The sequence below is a fragment of the Arthrobacter sp. MYb221 genome (assembly GCF_002979835.1).
Lineage (GTDB): Bacteria > Actinomycetota > Actinomycetes > Actinomycetales > Micrococcaceae > Glutamicibacter.
In genome coordinates this window covers 59,993-77,734 of the sequence record NZ_PCPW01000006.1, presented here as the reverse complement: position 1 = coordinate 77,734, position 17,742 = coordinate 59,993, and the positions used below count along the sequence as shown (strand labels likewise).

Genomic DNA, 17,742 nt, shown 5'->3' with positions numbered 1-17,742 from the left:
CGTGGGCAGCAGGCATTTGTGAGCTCGTAGTTATTGAGTTGTGCTCTAGAGCTGCAAGGCCTCGGGCTGGGACAATCCCAAGATTGTCCCGGCCTGCGGCCCTTAATTGATGGAGTCAGTCGGTCTACGAATCCTGCAGGACCATCGCCTCGGAGCGCAGCTTGCGACGGCTCGCCGCATGCTTGACCATGGTCAGCGCCACCGCGGCGATCAGCAGAAGATACATGATGATCGTGGTCGGCGAGGAGACCAGGTAGCCCAGGTCGCCCTCGGACACGGTCAGCGCCCGGCGCAGGGAGGTTTCGGCCAGCGGCCCGAGGATCACGGCGATCAGCACCGGGGCTACCGGGAACTGGTAGCGGCGCATGATGAAGCCGAGGATGCCGATGGCCAGCAGGAACCAAAGGTCGATCACCGAGGAGCTCACCGCATAGACGCCCAGCATGGAGAGCACGGTAATTCCTGCATACAGGTAGTGCCGTGGCACCAGCAGCAGCTTGGCCCAAAGCCCGGCGAATTGCATGTTGATGATCAGCAGCATCACCAAGCCCACGAAGAGCGAGGCGAGCAGGGTCCAGACCATGTCGCCCGAGCGTTCGAAGAGCAGCGGGCCTGGCTGCATGCCGTACTGCTGGAACGCGGCGATCATCAGCGCCGCGGTCGCCGAGACCGGAAGCCCCAGGGCCAGCAGGGCGCCCATGGCCATGCCGGCGGTCGCGTTTCCGGCGGCCTCCGGGGCGGCCACGCCGTTGATGGAACCGGTGGTTCCGAACTCCGGATCCTTCCGCTTGGCGGCCAAGCGCTTCTCGGTGCCGTAGGCAAGGAAGGTCGGGATCTCCGCGCCGCCGGCCGGGATGACGCCGAAGGGAACGCCGAAGGCGGTGCCGCGCAGCCAGGCCGGCAGGGCCTTGCGGAAGTCCGCGCCGCTGAGCCTGATCCGGCCGCTGGCCGGGATCCGCAGGGCGCTGGGGTCGCGGTGGATCCGCGAGGCCACATGGATGACTTCACCCAGGGCCAGCAGGCCCACGGTGATGACCACGATGGACAGCCCGTCAAAGAGCTGCGGCAGGCCGCCGGTGAAGCGCACGGAACCGGAGATTCCATCCACCCCGATCAGCGCCAGGACCAGGCCGATGGACAGTGCGCCCAGGCCCTTGATGATCGATTCGGAGACCACCGAGGAGATGGCGACGAAGGCGAAGACGGCCAAGGCGAAGTATTCGGCCGGGCCGAAGGCGGTCGCCAGTTTCACCAGCGAGGGGGCGAAGAACACCACCAGCGTGGTGGCGATCAGCCCGCCGATGAAGGCGCCCATCGCGGCGGTGGCCAAGGCCCGGGCCGCCTGCCCGCTCTTGGCCATCTTGTGGCCCTCGAAGGTGGTGGCGATGGCCGAGGAGGCCCCGGGCGTATTGAGCAGAATTCCGGCCGTGGAATCGCCGAACATCCCGCCGAAGTAGACTCCGGCGAACATGATGAACGCGGCCGTGGGGTCCAGGCTGAAGGTGACCGGCAGCAGCAGGGCGACGGCCATCGAGGAGCCGAGGCCCGGCAGCACGCCGACCGCCGTGCCCAGCAAGGCGCCGATGAGCACCCACATGAGGTTCACGAGCGTCAACGCACCGGCGAACCCCGCCATTAAGTGACTGAGCTGATCCATTTAGAGCAAACCTCCCAGGAGCCCGGCGGGCAGGCTGAGGCCCAACCCGAGGCCGAACGCCAAATAGCTGATCGAGGAAACCATGGCGGCGACCCCGATGTCGAAAATCGGGCGGGTGCTGCCCAGCGCCTTGCAGATGGCCCAGAACAATCCGGCCGCGGAAATAATCCAGCCCAGCACCGGAAGCACGAGGATGAAGCAGGCGATGCCGCCGACGATCCAGGCGATCGTGGCCCAATCCGAGTACAGGCGCACCCGGCCGGTGCGGCGCGGGCGCTGTGCGCTGGCACCGAGCACCTCGGTGCGCTGGGTGTCGCCCAATTCGGCCAGCATTTCGGCGGAGAAATCGGGGTTGCCGCTTTCGGTGCCCTGCGGGAAACGCCGGGTGCGCAGCACGGAAAGGCCATGCAGCACCGTCAGCGCATAGAGCACGATGCAGATGATCCAGGGGAAGAACTGCGGACCGGGCACGGTATCGCCCATGACGTTCATGGAGGCCGTGCCGATGGTCAGCGCGACGGCCAGGGCCAGCAGCAGCGCGGTGACCACCAGCTCGCTGCGGCCCGAGAAGAAACCGGTAATGCGTACGGTGTCTTCGATGGTTTCTCTGCTCTGGGTGGTGCTCATAGTCCGAGTCCTTCCACGAGATCCGTGGTCGTGGCGATCTCCGCGTCGATGAATGCGTCGAGCTCATCGCCGACCATGTAGCTGTCGGTCCAGTTATTCCGGGCCACGGCGTCCTTCCACTGCTCCGTGGCATGGAATTCGGCCACGATCTGCTGCAGTTCGGCCTTCTGCTCGGCGGTTATGCCCGGGGCGGCGACGTAGCCGCGCCAATTGGCCATGGCCGCGTCGACCCCGGCCTCCTTGAAGGTCGGCACATCCACGCCGGGCAGGCGCTCTTCGGAGGAGATCGCCAGGGCGCGCAGGCTTCCGGTCTCGATCTGGTCGGAGAGCTCGTTGTAGCCGGAAACGGCCGCGCTGGTGGTGCCCGAAAGCACAGAGGTGATCGCCTCGCCGCCGCCGGAGTAGGGAATGTAGTTGACCAACTGCGGGTCGATGCCCACCTCGCGGGCGGCCATGCCCATCAGCAGGTGGTCGATGCCGCCGAGCGAACCGCCGGCGATGGAGGTTCCGCCCGGGTCTTTCTTCCAGGCTTCAACGAAGTCCGCCAGGGTCTCCAGCTCGGAGTCGCCGGGGACCACGATCACCGCATAGTCATCGGCCAGCCGGGCGATCGGGGTGACGTCTTCCAGCGAGGTGCCCGAATCGGCGAGTTCGATCGCGCCGATCATCACCCCGCCGGTGACCATCAGCATGTCCGAGCGGCCGGTCATCTGCGCGAACTGGCTCAGCCCGATGGTGCCGCCGGCACCGGGGACGTTGACTACCTGCACGTTGTTGCTGATGCCATCGGATTTGATGGCCTGCTGCGCTTCGCGGGCAAAGCCGTCCCAGCCGCCGCCGGGAGAGGCCGGGGCCATGATCACGAGTTTCGCGCGCACCGTGTTCTCGCCGCCCGAGGCGGCCGAGGTCACCAGCGCGAGCGTGGCGATCAGAACGCTGGCGACCAGGAAGGCCACGTTCTTAAAATTGAGTTTGCTCATAGCTATCCGTAGGGTTCGAGTGATGAGGGGGATTCCGGCAGGCCGGAAGCGTCTTAGCTACGATCCCATGCAGTGATCCAAACCACTATCGAAAACGTGGTTTGGGTCATAGGTGCCATAAGAAAAATAAAGTTAACGCCGGAAGGCAGGTAATGAGACCCACCGCGACCCCGCTACCGCGCCGCCGTCGTTTGCGCCTGCAGCTGGCCGGGCTGCAGGTGGTCATCGTCCTGGCCGTCGTGCTCGCGGTGGCGGTCGCGGTGATGGTGGTCGAGGACCAGCGGGTGCAGGACCAGGCCTATGCGCGGGTCGGCACGGTGGCCAGCCATGTGGGCAACGAGCCGGCGGTGATCGCCGCGCTGAACACCGAGGACGCCGCACGGGTTATCGCGCCGATCGCCCAGCTGGCCCGCGAGGTGTCCGGGGTGGACTACGTCGTGGTGGTGGGGCTGGATAACATCCGCCTTTCGCACCCGGACCCGGAGCAGATCGGCCGGCCGGTGTCCACCGATCATTCGCTGATGCGCCAGGGGGAGAGCTTTTCCGGGATCGAATCCGGAACGCTGGGCCCCACCCTGCGAGTGAAGGCGCCGATCCGCGCCGACGGCCAGATCATCGGCACGATCTCCGTGGGGATCCTGCAAAGCGAGGTGCGTGCCCAGCTGAACTCCATCGTGGTGGGCTTCGCCCCGTGGATTCTGGGCGCCGCCGGCCTGGGCACGCTGCTCAGCCTGTCCGCGGCGCGCGCCATTCGCCGCCGCATCTTCGGGGTGGAGCCAGATGAGGTCCCGGGCCTGCTCCAGTCGCAGAATGCGCTGCTCTACGCGGTGAGCGACGGGGTGCTCGGCGTGGGACCCGCGGGGCGGATCACCCTGTGCAACGGGGAGGCCGAGACGCTGCTCGGATTGCGCGAATCGGTGGTGGGCCGCATCGCCGAGGAGGTGCTGGACCCGCTGCTCGGCGCGATGCCCGAGGAAGGGGCCCGGCAGGTGCTGGTGGGCGAACGGGTGCTGGTGGTCTCGCGGCGCAATGCGGTGGCCGGGGCTGCCCGGGCCGATGCAGGTTATACGCTGACCCTGCGCGACCGCACCGCGCTGGAGGCTTCGCTGCGCGAGCTGGCCGGCCAGCGCGGACTGGCCGATGCCCTGCGGGCGCAGACCCACGAGTTCGCCAACCGGCTGCATGTGCTCTCCGGCTACCTGTCCGTCGGTGCGCACCAGAAAGCGCAGGAATACATAACCCGGATCGCCGGTCCGCAGGAGCGCACCGCGGTGGAACTTCCGGACCCCGGGTTGGCCGGGGTGCTTTCGGCAAATGCCGCGGTGGCCCGGGAACATGGGGTGTCCTTCGAGGTGTCGGCGCAGTCGCTGGTCGCGGCGGGCGCCGGGGCCGACGGCGACCTGCTGACCGTGCTGGGCAATCTGCTCAGCAACGCGATCGAGGCGGCCGGCGACGGGGGCCGGGTCGAGGTCTTTGTCCGGCTGGCCGGGCAGCAGGCCGAACTGCGGGTGGAGGACAGCGGCCCCGGGGTGCCCCCGGAGCAAGCCGAACGCATCTTCACCCGCGGAGTCAGCGCCAAGGATCAAAGCACGCAGCCCCATGGGATCGGGCTGGCCCTGGTCCAGCGGATTATCCAGCGCAGAGGTGGGACAATCGAGGTTGGAGACTCCGCGCTGGGTGGCGCGCAATTCGCCGCCCGGTGGCCGGCGGCAACAGGGCAGGGGAACTAAGCTATGCGCCAGATCGAAACGCTGATCGTCGACGACGACCCGGATGTGCTGGCCATGCACGAACTTTTTGTTGCATCCACCGACGGATTCCGTGTCGCGGCCACCGCCACCCGCGCCGCGGAGGCGCTGGCCTGCCTGGAGGCGAATGCGGGAATCGAGCTGATCCTGCTCGACGTGCACCTGCCGGACGGAAATGGCGTCGAGGTCCTCGCCGAGGTGCGCGCCCGGTTCAGCCAGGTGGGGGTCATCATGATCACCGCAGCCGCCGATGCGCCCACGGTGCGCGGAGCCATCGGCCAGGGGATCGACGGGTACCTGGTCAAGCCCTTCGCCGTCGGGGAATTCCGCAGGCGGCTGGACCTGTTCCGCCAGGCGCGGATCGCCGCGCCGGAACGCTTGGCCCAGTCGGATATCGACGTGCTGCTGCGCGAAGAGGCCGAATCGACGGGATCCGTGCCGGCGCCGGCCCCGACCGGCAGCCTGCCCAAGGGCTACGCGCAGGCCACCCTGGATCTCATCGCCGACGCGGTGCGCGGGGTGGGCGCGGATATTTCGGCGGCCGAGGTCGCCGAGGCCTGCGGGGTCTCCCGGGTCAGCGCCCGGCGGTATCTGGACCTGCTGGAGCGGCGCGGACAGGTGGAACTGCGCCCGCGCTATGGTTCGGCGGGGCGCCCGGAACACCGCTATCGCTGGGTTCGCCGCTGAGCCGCCGGCGGCGCGCGGCTGTCAGCTGCCCTCGTTCCCATGTTTCTTTGACTCCCCGCGGGCTTTCTTCTTGTAGTACCGCTCCCGTGCCTTGTGGCCAGCTTGGCGTTTGATCTCCGCGGCATCTTCCGCGAAATATTCACTAGTCATCGCCTTGAAATCCTGGAACTTGGCTCGCTCCTCGTCCGGGGTTGGCCCGGGCTCCCAACTTCGCAGCCAGAGCACTTCGCTGGTGTTGATCACCGCAACGATGACAGTTATCAACACGGCTGCATCCATGGCTCCGGTGACTGCGAACGCAGAAGCGAACGCGATCAACACCGACGCCGACAACGGGAGCAGCACGTAGCCGAGCCCGCCGGGAGCGGCCCGATACTCCCGCACAACTATTGGGCGCTCGATGACGGCGCCGAGCACCTCCGAAACCACGAACGACACGATCAAGGCAATAACGAGTTTGCCGAAGGTCGCGTCCACGCTGATGAACCATGTGCACAGCCAGGCAACGGCCAGGGCCAGAAGTCCTTTCACCGCACCCGTCGTCAGTCGTCCCGCGATGGCGTTCCCGAGCGTCGGAAACCTGATTTCATCTGCACTCATTTTAATCCTGCCTACTACTTTTCTTACCCGGAACAGGCGGTGGCAGCGCCATCTGGGCCAAGAACTGCTTGCTGGCATCTGCAGGTCCTTGGCCCATCTGCGCGGTGAATGAACCACCGCGAATCGCGTCCCAGATTCCTTTGGCCCGCGCGAAAATGGCCTGCGTTTAATTCGGCATCTGGCATTGCAGCAGCTCCTGCTTGCGCATACCGAAGCAGGAGTGGCAACCATATCGGCAATCGACGCCCTGGCTTCCTGCACAAGGTTGATTCCCCGTCAGCGAGTTTTTGCGCTTCAATAAAATGTCAGCGTCCAACTACCGGTGTTCGTGACATGTTGGTGCATTGCGCATTCGAAAGTTTCCTTGTCGATTAGTCTCCTTTAAGACCCTAGCCCTGAGTAATTACCCTAGTCAACGAGCCGCCCTCATCCTTTAGTGGGAAGGGAGGCTGAAACTCGCACCGCTGATTCATGGATCCTGCGGAAAAGCTGACGCATCCACCGGAGAGGAGGGATTGCAGCAAAAGCGAAAGGACCGCCACAATGCGGGCGTATTGCCGGTGCAGTGGGTGGTCCTCATCGGTGACTTGATCCATCCGAGGCGAGGCTTGCCTGGAGTGCGTGGATTCGTCCCCTGCGCTGATCGTGATATCGCACTTCTGCGCCTGCTCTGGTGGTTTGCGAGACGCTGAGTTTGCCTAGCCGTCTTCGAGATGCTTGGCGGCGGCCAGCGTTACCCGTGCCTGGCGCAATAGCGGTTCATCGACCATCTGGCCTTCAAAGGCGAAGACCCCCGGATTGGTTTCGGCCGCGGCGAGGATCCGCTTGGCCCGCTCGAGCTCGGCCTCGCCGGGCCGGAAGGCTGCACGGATCACCGGCATCTGATTCGGATGGATGGAGGCCTTGGCGGCGAAGCCCGAGGCCTTGGCATCTCGCGCTTCGGCCAAGAGTCCGGCGGTATCCGGAATATCCAGGTAGACCGAGTCGATCGCTGCCTTGCCCTGGGCTACCGAGTGCAGCAGCACCTGGGAACGGGCGAAGCGTGCCACCTCGCGGTAGTTCCCCTCTTCCGTGCGCGAAGAGGTTCCGCCCAGCGAAGCCATGAGATCTTCGGCCCCCCACATCACCGCGACCACATTGGGAGCCGCCGCGATCTCGGAGACGCTGGTGATGCCCTTCGCTGTTTCGCACAGCGCAACCACCTCGTAGCCTTGCAAGCGCGCCGGATCGGCGGCCGATTCGCTCTTGGGCAGCATCACCGTGCGGTAGGCGGTCTGCCTCAGCGCCGCCAGATCCGCAGCGAAGAACTCGGAGTCCGCCGGATTGACCCGCACGACGGTCCGTGCCGGATCCAGGGCGCTGTCCAGCAGCGCCCGGCGGGCGGATTCCTTGCTGTCCGGCGCCACCGCATCTTCCAAGTCGATGATGACCGCGTCGGCGCGTGCGGCGGCCTTGGCATAGCGCTCGGGGCGGTCCGCCGGGCAGAAGAGAATCGCGGGGCCCATGGCGAAGCTACTCATTTGCGGCGGCTTCAGTGGAATCCAGGGAGTCCAAGTGCGCCTGCCGGGTCCACATCAGGCAGGTGCGGGTCGCGGTGGCGACGATGTCCCCGTGCTGGTTCCGCCCGGTGTGCGTCATCGAGGCCAGACCCTGTCCGGGACGGGACTTCGACTCGCGCAGGGCGGTGACCTCGGTTTCGGTGTAGAGGGTGTCCCCGTGGAACATGGGGTGCGGGAATTTCACATCATTGATTCCCAGCTGCCCCACGATGGTGCCCTCGGTGAGCTGCCCCACCGATTGGCCGATCATGGTGCTCAAGGTCAGCAAGGAATTCACCAGCGGCCGGCCGAACGGCTGGGTTGCGGCCCACGCCGCGTCGAGGTGCAAACCTTGATTGTTCATGGTCATGGTGGTGAACTGCACGTTGTCGGCCTCGGTGAGCGTGCGCCCGGGCTTATGCACATATGCGGCCCCGAGCTTCAGCTCATCGAAGTACAGTCCGCGCTGTTCGAAACGTTGTTGCGTAGGCTCGCTCATGCGTTTTGCTCCTGAATTTGTGGTTCCACCGTGGCCACCAGCTGCTTGGCCTTCACCAGATCGCCGACGCTCAGCCCGGTCATGCGCACCGTGCCGGTCGCCGGGGAAAGCAGCTGGTGCTCCATTTTCATTGCCTCGATGCTGACCAGCAGCTGCCCCTCGGACACCTGTTCGCCGTCGGCTACCTGGACCGAGATCACGGTGCCGGGCATCGGGGTCTCGACATGCGGGGAGAACGTGCCCGACGCCTTGGCCAGCGTGGCCAGGTGCCGTTCGAGCACCTCTTCGCGGGGGAGCTTGCGCACCGCTCCGGTCCACCCGTCTTCGCTGAGCCACAAGGTGCCGTCCGCGGCGAACGCGTGGTGAATCCCGGTGCGCTGCCCGTTGATGGAGTAGTTCCCGGAGCCCAGATCCCGCACCGCGTACTCGTCCCCGGCAAGCAGAATGCGGCTTGAGCTGTCCCCGCCGTGCACGGTGAGCGCAACTTGCCGCTCTTGCACTTCATAGTGCTGCGGTGTCCCGTGGTTGTGCTGCGCCCGCCAGCCGTCGCGGCGGGTCCACGGGGTATCCGCGGTGTGCAGCCGGCCGTGCTCCAAATGGGCCGCCAGCGCCAGTTCGCGCGCGCCGGGGGACCGGAAGGAGAACTCGTGCATCTTCCGTTCGATCAGGTTCGTGTCCAACCGCCCGGCCGCCACGTCCGCGTCGGCCAGCAGCAGGCGCAGGTATTCGCTGTTGGTCAGCACGCCGAGCACCACGCATCGGGACAGGGCGCGGTCAAGCCGGGATACGGCCTCGGTGCGGTTTTCGCCCCAGGCGATGAGCTTGGCCAGCATCGGGTCGTAGTGCGCGCTGATTTCGAGTCCATCGCGCAGCGAGCTGTCCACGCGCAAGTGTTCGCCGGCCGGTTCGCTGACCCGCAGGATGGTTCCGACCGAAGGAAGGAACCCTTCCGCGGGGTCCTCGGCGTAGAGCCGTGCCTCGATGGCATGCCCGGTGAGCGTGACATCGCGCTGGGCGAAGTCCAGTCGCTGCCCGGCGGCGATGCGCACCTGCCAGTCCACCAGGTCCAGCCGGTTGCCGTTGACCCTGGCTACCTCTTCGGTGACCGGATGCTCTACCTGCAGCCGGGTGTTCATTTCCATGAAGAAGAACTCGTCCGGGTTCTCGTCGCTGACCAGGAATTCGACGGTTCCCGCACCCACGTAACCCACCGACTCTGCGGCGGCCACGGCCGCCGCCCCGATGCGTGCGCGGATTTGCGCGCCCTGCTCGAGGTTCTCGAACAGCGGAGCCGGAGCTTCTTCGATCACCTTCTGATGCCGGCGCTGCAGCGAGCATTCACGTTCGCCCAGGTGCACGGTATTGCCGTGCGCATCGGCCAGGATCTGCACCTCGATATGGCGCGGGTTGCGCACCAGGCGTTCGAGGAACAAGGTTTCGTCTCCGAAGGCGTTGCGCGCGGTTCGCCGCGCGCTGGCCAGTGCTTCGGGAAGCTGGTCCGGGGATTCGACGGCGAACATTCCCTTGCCGCCGCCGCCCGCGGAGGGTTTGATCAGCAGCGGGAAGCCTACCTGTTCGGCGGCCTCGTGCAGCTGGGCATCGCTCAGCCCGGGCTCGGCGATGCCCGGCACGACGGGCACCTGGTGGGAGAGCACGTGATTCTTCGAGCGGATCTTGTCGCCCATGAGGTTGATCGAGTTCACCGGAGGCCCGATAAAGGTGATTCCGGCGTCCTGAAGGGCGCGGGCGAACTCCACGTTTTCGGAGAGGAAACCGTATCCGGGGTGGACCGCCTGAGCGCCGGTGTCCTTGCAGGCTTGGAGCACCGCGGGGATGCTGAGGTAGCTCTCATTGGCAGGGGATGCCCCGATGCGCACGGCGGTATCGGCCTCGCGCACGTGCAGCGCCCCGGCATCCGCGTCCGAGTACACCGCCACCGAACGGATCCCCAAGGTGCGCAGGGTGCGGATGATGCGTACGGCGATTTCGCCGCGGTTGGCGATGAGGACCGTGTCAAATAGTTTTGTATCCATGATTGTCTCCTCGCGCTACATCCGGAATAGGCCGAAGGAGGTCTCCGGCAATGGTTGACGGGCGCAGACGTCCAGGGCCAGGCCCAGGACCCGGCGGGTATCGGCCGGATCGATGACTCCGTCGTCCCACAGGCGTGCGGTGGAGTAGTAGGGGTTTCCCTGGCTCTCGTACTGCTCACGGATGGGCGCCTTGAAGGCCTCTTCGTCTTCGGCGCTCCAGCTTCCGCCCGAGGCTTCGATGCCGTCGCGCTTGACCGTGGAGAGCACGGAAGAGGCCTGGTTTCCGCCCATCACCGAGATGCGCGCCGCCGGCCACATCCACAGGAAGCGCGGGGAGTAGGCCCGGCCGCACATCGAGTAATTTCCGGCGCCGAAGGATCCGCCGATCACCACGGTCAGCTTGGGCACGCGTGCGGTGGCTACGGCGGTGACCATCTTGGCTCCGTGCTTGGCGATGCCATCTGCCTCGTAGTCGCGGCCCACCATGAACCCGGCGAGGTTCTGCAGGAAGAGCAGCGGAATGCCGCGCTGGTCGCAGAGCTCGATGAAGTGCGCGCCCTTCAGCGCGGACTCGGAGAACAGCACGCCGTTGTTCGCGATGATGCCCACCTGGTGGCCGTGGATACGGGCGAAGCCGGTGACCAGGGTGGTGCCGTACTCGGCCTTGAATTCATGGAATTCACTGCCGTCGACCAACCGCGTGATGACTTCGCGGACGTCGTAGGGGGCATTGACGTCTACCGGCACGCAGCCGGCCAATTCGCTGGCCGGGTAGCGCGGCTCGGCCACCTGCTCGGCGATTCTCCAGGCCGGGGCGGGATTCTCCGGGAGCGTGGAGAGGATGTCGCGGACGATCATGAGCGCATGTTCGTCGGTTTCGGCCAGGTGGTCCACCACTCCGGAGGTTTTGGCATGCAGATCCCCGCCGCCCAGTTCTTCGGCGGTAACGATTTCGCCGATGGCGGCCTTCACCAGGGGAGGGCCGCCGAGGAAAATGGTTCCCTGGTTGCGCACGATCACCGTTTCATCGCTCATCGCCGGGACGTAGGCGCCGCCGGCGGTGCAGGAGCCGAGCACCGCGGCGATCTGCGGGATCTTCTTGGCCGACAGGTTCGCCTGGTTGAAGAAGATCCGGCCGAAATGCTCGCGGTCCGGGAAGACCTCGTCCTGCATGGGCAGGAACGCTCCGCCGGAGTCGACCAGATAGACGCAGGGCAGGCCGTTTTCCAGCGCGATCTCCTGGGCGCGCAAATGCTTCTTGACGGTGATCGGGAAGTAGGTGCCGCCCTTGACCGTGGCGTCATTGGCGATGACCAGCACATGCCGGCCGTGCACCAGCCCAACGCCGGCGATCATGCCGGCGCCCGGGCTCGCCCCGTCGTACATGTCCTCGGCGGCCAGCGGGGCGATTTCCAAGAAGGGGGAGCCGTCGTCCAGGAGCTGGTTGACGCGGTCCCGGGGCAGCAGCTTGCCGCGGTCCACATGGCGCTGGCGGGATTTCTCGGATCCGCCGCGGGCGGCGCGCTCCAGGCGGCGGTGGAGCTCATCGGTGAGCGCCGTGTATTCGGCCGCGTTGCGCTGGTAGGCAGCGGAGCTGGTGTCGAGCTGTGAGTGCAGGGTCTTCACTGGGTTCCTTAGCTGACGGTCTGCTGGGCTTGGATGGTGGCCGGTTCGCTCGCGAGCCGGCGTGGAATGGCCAATAGGTCGCCGAGTTGCTGCGGCGCTTCGGTGACCGCAAGAATTCTGTAGGCCATGGCAACGAAGTTTTGCTGGACCTGGCTCAGGCTGAGCCTTCCGTCCGGGCGGTACCAGTGGGCCACGCCGGTGCCCATTTCCATCACCGCAAGTCGTGCCATGGTCAGGTCATCGGTGGCGAATTCGCCGGCCGCCTGGCCGGCAGCCAGCACCTTGGAGAAGAGCGATTCGTAGTGGTCCCGGAGTGCTTGCATTTGTTCCTGCGCCGGACCGGTCAGGGCGCGCATCTCGTATTCGGCGACACGCGCGGTGAGCGGATTGGTGGCGGTGAATGCCACATGGAAAGCGATCAGCCTCGCGAGCTGCCGGGTGGGTTGTTGCTCGCCGGCGATTGCTGCGCGGCCGCCGGCGATCATGGCGTTCAGGCAGTCGGAGATGATCCGCATGAGCAGATCCTGCTTGCTGCCGACATAGTGATAGAGGGTGGCCGAGTTGATGCCGGCCGCGGTGCCCAGTTCCCTGATTCCCGTGGCGGCGAAGCCCTGCTGGGCGAAGCGTGCGACGGCCGCTCGCTGTACCTGGTCGATGTCCATGCTCTTGAATCGCTTTCGCCCAAAGACTGAGAGTCAATCAATCAATCGATTGATTGACTCTCAGTCAAGTCGGAAATGCGAGCTGTGTCAAGGGTCACTTTAGCCAGTGCGGGGAGAAGGCTGCGGGCCGGGCCAAATGCTTGCGCATTCGGCCCGGCCCGCGGATTTGTCGGAAAGCTCCTCGTTTAGCGCTGGCGCAACCACACGGTGGTTGCCGCGGGAAGCTGGCCTTCTGCATCCAGCGGACCGCTCGCCAGCAGGACTTCACCGGCCGGCAGCTGCTGAGCCTGCGCGGTGAAGTTGGTGAAGCTCACCCAACCATTCGGCCGGGAAAAGCCGAGCGTGCCGGACTCGGTCGCCAGCCAGGAGAGCGATTCGTCGCTTTGCAGCTCGCGGCGCAGCTTCAATGCCTCGCGGTAGAGTTCCAGCGTCGAGCCCTCGACCCCGGACTGTGCCGCTACCGCGTACCGGCCAAAATCCTTTGGCTGCGGCAGATGCGCTTCGCCGGAGCCGAACCCGAAGGAGGAACCGCTCGCTTCCCAGGGCAGCGGGACGCGGCACCCGTCACGGCCGACTTCCACTGCCTTATTCCTGAAGAATGCGGGATCCTGGCGCTGCTCATCCGGAATGCCTGTCACCTCCGGAAGTCCCAATTCCTCGCCCTGGTACAGGTAAGCGCTGCCGGGCAGCGCCAGCTCCAGCAGGGTCGCCGCGCGAGCGCGGCGCAGCCCCAGCTCCACATCCACCCGGGCGGGATCCGCACCCTGCAGCAGCCAAGTCTTCGCTGCGTCCGGATCGCCGGTTGCTTCCAGCCCATAGCGGGTGGCGTGGCGAACCACATCGTGGTTCGAGTACACCCACGTGGTCGACGAGCCGGCGGCGGAAGCCTGAGCGAGGTTGAAGGAGATGATCTTCTTGAACGCCTCGGCTTCGAAGTCCGCCTGCAGCAGATCGAAGTTGAACGCTTGGCCCAACCCGGTGGCCCGGGCATAGGCAGGGCGGCGGTCGGCATTGGTCCACGCTTCGGCGACCGCAATGCGCGGTGGCTCGTATTCGTTGAAGACCTCACGCCATTCGGCGTAGACCTCATGCACCTCGTCGCGATCCCAGATCGGATGGGTGCCGTCCCATGGGTGGGCGTCGAGTTGTGCCTTATCCGGCAGCTCGGTCAACGGGATGTCCTTGGTCAGCGCGTGGGCCACATCCACGCGGAAGCCATCCACCCCGCGGTCGGACCAGAATCTCAAGGTCTTGCGGAAGTCTGCGCGGACTTCTTCATTGGACCAATTGAAGTCCGGCTGTTCCTTGGCGAAAAGATGCAGGTACCACTGGCCGTCGCCCACGGCGGTCCAACCCGGTCCGCCGAACAAGGATTCCCAATCGGCCGGCGGCAGCTCGCCATCCTGGCCCAGGCCGTCACGGAAAATATAGCGCTCGCGCTCGGCCGATCCCTTCGGTGCGGCGAGCGCCGCCTTGAACCACTCGTGGCGGTCCGAGGAATGATTCGGCACGATATCCACGATGACCCGAATGCCTGCAGCGTGCAGCGCAGCGGCCATCCGGTCAAAATCCTCCAGCGTGCCAAGGCGGGGATCAACATCGCGGTAGTCGTCCACGTCATAGCCGCCGTCGGCGAGGGCCGAGGGGTAGAACGGGGAGAGCCAGACGGCATCGATTCCGAGCTCCTTCAGGTAGGGGACCTTGGAGGTGATGCCGGGCAGGTCGCCCAGGCCGTCGCCGTTTGCGTCGGCGAAGCTGCGCGGGTAAATCTGATAGACGGCGGCCTGGCGCCACCAGTTGGCATCCGGCGAAAGGCCGGCGGAGTTCTGCGTATCTTGCAAGGTCATCTTGCTTCCTTCCGGAAATGTTGTCTGCTTCTAAATGTAGATGGTTCAGGGGAGGGGCGGCTTAGGATTTCACCGCCCCTTGGGTGAGCCCGGACATGACCCAGCGTTGGGTGAACAGGTAGGCCACGATGCTTGGCGCCATCGCCATCAGGTAGGAGGCGAAGGAGACGTTGTAGTTATTTGAGAACTGGGTCTGGAAAAGCTGCTGGACTACCGGCAGGGTCTGGTCGGCCTGTTCGGCAATGATCAGCGAAGGCATCATGAAGTCATTCCAGGAGGCCAGAAACGCGAAGATCGCCACGGTGGCACTCATCGGCGCCATCAGCGGGAAAATGATCCGCCAGTAGGTGGTCCAGGTGCCTGCGCCGTCGATGCGGGCGCTTTCCTCCAGCTCTCCGGGCAGGCCGCGCAGGAAGGCGGTGAAGAGCAGGACGTTGAAAGACAGCCCGAACATCACGTGCAGAATGGCTACGCCTACCGGGTTATCCAGCCCGAAGAGTCCGGTGAGCTTCACCTGGGAGAGCGCGAGCACCGGAAACGGGAGGAACATCGCGGCCAGCAGGTAGTAGAAGCTGAGCCGGTAGAGGCGCTTATGCCAGTTGCGGTGAATCGCATAGGAAGCCATGGAAGCGAGCATCACTCCGCCGAGCACCGTGGCCAGGGTGATCAGCAGCGAGATGGTGAAGGCGCGGGGGAAATTGACCAGCTCCCAGGCCGCGGTGAAACCCTCGATGGAGAACGGGCGCGGGAGCGAGAAGGCTTTCCCGTCAACTGCTTGAGCGGCCGACTTGAACGCCATGGAGACGGTCACGAACAAGGGGATGAGCACCGTGAGGGCGCAGGCCACCAGCGCTCCGGTGGCCCACCAATTGATGCGTTCGCGTCCAATTCGTGCGCGGGAACGCTTGTTCAGCCGTTGCTGGAGGGTAACGCTCATTTGGCCACTCCCTTACTTGTCAGGCGCAGCTGGAGCAGCGCGATCATCAGCGAAATGAGGAAAAAGACGGTGGCGTTGGCCATCTGGTAGGCGTAATCGCCGCGTTCAAATCCGGTGAAGATGGTCATGGCGATGGAGCGTGTGGCTACTCCCGGTCCGCCATTGGTCAGGCCGACGATGATGTCATAGGCACCGAGGAAGTTCTTGAAGCCAATGATCATGTTGATTCCGATGTACCCCACCATGAGCGGCAAGGTCACCGCCTTGAGCTGCCCGAAGGCGCTGGCTCCGTCGAGCGAGGAAGCCTCGTAGAGGTCATAGGGAATCGCCATCAGCCCGGCTATGTAGATCAGCATGGCCGACGGGATCGCCTGCCAGGCGGTGACGATCACGATGGAGATCCAGGCGTAGTCGGGGTTGGCCAGAATTGAGGACTTCAAGAAGTCCAATCCGATGGTTTCTCCGAAGGCCGGCAAGGTGTTGGAGAAGACGAAATTGAAAACGTAGGCGATCACGATGCCCGAAATGACCATGGGCATCACGAAGATGGCCCGTAGCGCGACCCGCGCACGGATCTGCGCGGTCAGCCCGATGGCGAGCAGAAAGGCGATGAGGTTGGTGATGATCACGGTGATGAATGCGAAACCAAGGGTGAAGCCGTAGGCGCCGATGATGGCCGGGTCGGTGAACAGAGCCAGGTAGTTGGTCAGGCCAATGATCTGGTAGTCGCCGAAGCCGACCGAGTCGGTGAAGCTGAAGAATATGCCCATCAATGCGGGAACCGTAATGGCGATGGTGAAGCAGATCAGCGCGGGAAGCAGGAATGCCAGATAGGTCCATTCGATACGCCGGCGCCGTGGCGGGCGCGCAGGCGCGGCGGGTTGAGCTTCGGGCGTGGGTTTGATTGAGGTCGTCAGAGCCATGATTCGTCCTTAGCTGACTAGCCGCGCTGGGCTAGTCGAGCCCAGTCCGCGTCGAGGGTGGCCAACGTCTGTTCTACGCTGCTTCCGGTCACGAGGCCCTGCATGTAGTTCTCGAAGGGGATGGTGCGCGGGATGGCGGTGGAAACTCCCTGGAAGACCTTGCCGCGATCGATATAGGGCTGCAGCTGCACCAGGCGTTTGTCCTTGGCCGGAGGGGAGTCCGAGCGCACTCCGAAACCGAGGGCCATCTCGTTATAGGGGTTCTGGACTTCGGGCCGGCAGAGGAATTCGAGCAGTTCACGCGCTTCATCCTGGTGCTCGGACTGTTCCGGGATCCAGAGCGCCAGGTCGATATTGACGCGGACCTTCAGATCGTCCGGATCCTCGGTCATGGGCAGCGGGAAGGTGCCGATATTGGCGCTGGGGTTGGTCTTGGAGATTTCGGGCAGTGCCCAGGGGCCTTGGAGGTACATGGCCGCTTGGCCGTTGGCGAAGGCGAGGTTGCCGTCGCCGTAGCCGCGGTTCGCCGCATCCTTATTGGAGAACTTGGCCAGTTCCTGCATGCGCAGCAGCGGGTCGGTGAAGGCCCGGGAGAAGGACAGTTCGGAGCCGGGAGTGAAATCCGCGCCGACGCTTCGCAGCGCGGCGAAGAATTTGTTGATGTCCACGGCTCCGCCCAGGGTGTAGTCCGCCAGTCCCTGGGATGCGGTCCACGCGTCCTTGAAGGTGGAGTAGATCGGGGTGACCTTCAGGTCCACGAGCTCTTCGCATAACGCCACGAATTCCGAGTAGCGCTGCGGGATGGCCAGCTTGTGCTTGGCGAAAATATCCTTGTTGTACAGGACGGCGGCACCCATCATCGAGTAGGGCAGCACCGAGGTGCGCCCCGGGTAATCCGGATAGAGCGCGAGCAGTTCGTTGACGAAGGGAGCGTTCATCTGGACCTGTGGCAGATCCGAAAGGTCCGATAGCGCGCCGCGTTCCTGGAAGCGTGCCATCTCGTAGTTGTAGTTCAAGCAGCCAAGATCCGGCGGGTCGTTGCGGGCAAAGGCCGCCGAGAGTCCGGCCGTCACTTCGTGGACCGCGGATATGGAAGATTGGGCGCCGTTGAACTCGCTGAGCAGGTCGCGGAAGTAGGGGACGACCTCCGGCTTTGACTGGTTGAATCGAATCGAGGTGCGAGTGCTGGTAGCGCCGCAGCCCGCGAGCATCAGGGTCCCTGCGGCTGCCAAAGACGAGATGAATGTTCTGCGGGACAGGGCTCTGGACAGCGTGGTAGATCCTATGTTCATGGGTATCTCCGACGGTCGAATGAAGTGGGTCACTTTATTTTCTCAGTAAATTTAGCATCTATATAAATATCCGTCTATACTCAAAT

General features: G+C 64.8%; 15 protein-coding genes. 2 read left to right on the top strand and 13 right to left on the bottom strand.

From position 1 onward, the window contains the following. Positions 1 to 124: 124 nt before the first annotated feature. Genes CQ015_RS09155 through CQ015_RS09145 form a run of 3 tightly spaced genes read right to left on the bottom strand, consistent with a single transcriptional unit; the run spans position 125 to position 3,264 of the window. Entirely contained in the window at positions 125 to 1,657 is a 1,533-nt protein-coding gene (locus CQ015_RS09155; RefSeq protein WP_105552531.1) for a tripartite tricarboxylate transporter permease, read from the bottom strand. Then, positions 1,658 to 2,284, bottom strand: coding sequence for a tripartite tricarboxylate transporter TctB family protein (locus CQ015_RS09150; RefSeq protein WP_105649963.1), 627 nt, complete (start codon positions 2,282 to 2,284; stop codon positions 1,658 to 1,660). Further along, complete coding sequence (locus CQ015_RS09145; protein ID WP_105552533.1) at positions 2,281 to 3,264, bottom strand: tripartite tricarboxylate transporter substrate binding protein; 984 nt, start codon at positions 3,262 to 3,264, stop codon at positions 2,281 to 2,283. The genes CQ015_RS09150 and CQ015_RS09145 overlap by 4 nt, the downstream gene beginning before the upstream one ends. Before the next feature lie 152 nt (positions 3,265 to 3,416). Here CQ015_RS09145 and CQ015_RS09140 point away from each other — a divergent pair, with 152 nt between their 5' ends. Beyond that, positions 3,417 to 4,994 carry an ATP-binding protein gene (locus CQ015_RS09140; protein ID WP_105649962.1) on the top strand — a complete coding sequence of 526 codons (1,578 nt, stop codon included), beginning with the start codon at positions 3,417 to 3,419 and terminating at the stop codon, positions 4,992 to 4,994. A 3-nt stretch (positions 4,995 to 4,997) separates the two neighbouring features. Further along, positions 4,998 to 5,699 carry a response regulator gene (locus CQ015_RS09135; RefSeq protein WP_105649961.1) on the top strand — a complete coding sequence of 234 codons (702 nt, stop codon included), beginning with the start codon at positions 4,998 to 5,000 and terminating at the stop codon, positions 5,697 to 5,699. 21 nt (positions 5,700 to 5,720) lie between these two features. On the opposite strand, the gene CQ015_RS09130 is transcribed toward CQ015_RS09135, so the two are convergent. The 10 genes from CQ015_RS09130 to CQ015_RS09080 form a co-directional block, all read right to left on the bottom strand. Continuing rightward, positions 5,721 to 6,299, bottom strand: a complete 579-nt coding sequence (locus CQ015_RS09130; protein WP_096255398.1) for a hypothetical protein — start codon at positions 6,297 to 6,299, stop codon at positions 5,721 to 5,723. A gap of 698 nt (positions 6,300 to 6,997) precedes the next feature. Beyond that, positions 6,998 to 7,819 (bottom strand): CoA ester lyase, encoded by an 822-nt coding sequence (locus tag CQ015_RS09120; RefSeq protein ID WP_181150387.1) that lies wholly within the window; start codon positions 7,817 to 7,819, stop codon positions 6,998 to 7,000. Next, the gene (locus tag CQ015_RS09115; RefSeq protein ID WP_105649958.1) at positions 7,812 to 8,336 is read right to left on the bottom strand and encodes a MaoC family dehydratase; all 525 of its coding nucleotides are present in this window, start codon (positions 8,334 to 8,336) and stop codon (positions 7,812 to 7,814) included. The genes CQ015_RS09120 and CQ015_RS09115 overlap by 8 nt, the downstream gene beginning before the upstream one ends. Continuing rightward, entirely contained in the window at positions 8,333 to 10,369 is a 2,037-nt protein-coding gene (locus CQ015_RS09110; RefSeq protein ID WP_105649957.1) for a biotin carboxylase N-terminal domain-containing protein, read from the bottom strand. The genes CQ015_RS09115 and CQ015_RS09110 overlap by 4 nt, the downstream gene beginning before the upstream one ends. Positions 10,370 to 10,384: 15 nt before the next feature. Further along, the gene (locus tag CQ015_RS09105; RefSeq protein WP_105569396.1) at positions 10,385 to 11,995 is read right to left on the bottom strand and encodes a carboxyl transferase domain-containing protein; all 1,611 of its coding nucleotides are present in this window, start codon (positions 11,993 to 11,995) and stop codon (positions 10,385 to 10,387) included. Between the two features lie 8 nt (positions 11,996 to 12,003). After that, on the bottom strand, positions 12,004 to 12,657 hold the full coding sequence (locus CQ015_RS09100; protein ID WP_096288754.1) for a TetR/AcrR family transcriptional regulator: 654 nt from the start codon (positions 12,655 to 12,657) through the stop codon (positions 12,004 to 12,006). A gap of 185 nt (positions 12,658 to 12,842) precedes the next feature. Continuing rightward, positions 12,843 to 14,504: a glycoside hydrolase family 13 protein gene (locus CQ015_RS09095; RefSeq protein ID WP_105649956.1), complete on the bottom strand. Its 1,662-nt coding sequence runs from the start codon at positions 14,502 to 14,504 to the stop codon at positions 12,843 to 12,845. Between the two features lie 61 nt (positions 14,505 to 14,565). Continuing rightward, on the bottom strand, positions 14,566 to 15,441 hold the full coding sequence (locus CQ015_RS09090; RefSeq protein WP_105649955.1) for a carbohydrate ABC transporter permease: 876 nt from the start codon (positions 15,439 to 15,441) through the stop codon (positions 14,566 to 14,568). Next, a complete protein-coding gene (locus tag CQ015_RS09085) occupies positions 15,438 to 16,364 on the bottom strand; it encodes a carbohydrate ABC transporter permease (protein ID WP_096288758.1) in 927 nt (308 codons plus the stop codon). The genes CQ015_RS09090 and CQ015_RS09085 overlap by 4 nt, the downstream gene beginning before the upstream one ends. Positions 16,365 to 16,381: 17 nt before the next feature. Then, positions 16,382 to 17,656 (bottom strand): ABC transporter substrate-binding protein, encoded by a 1,275-nt coding sequence (locus CQ015_RS09080; RefSeq protein ID WP_105649954.1) that lies wholly within the window; start codon positions 17,654 to 17,656, stop codon positions 16,382 to 16,384. Between the last annotated feature and the right edge of the window lie 86 nt (positions 17,657 to 17,742).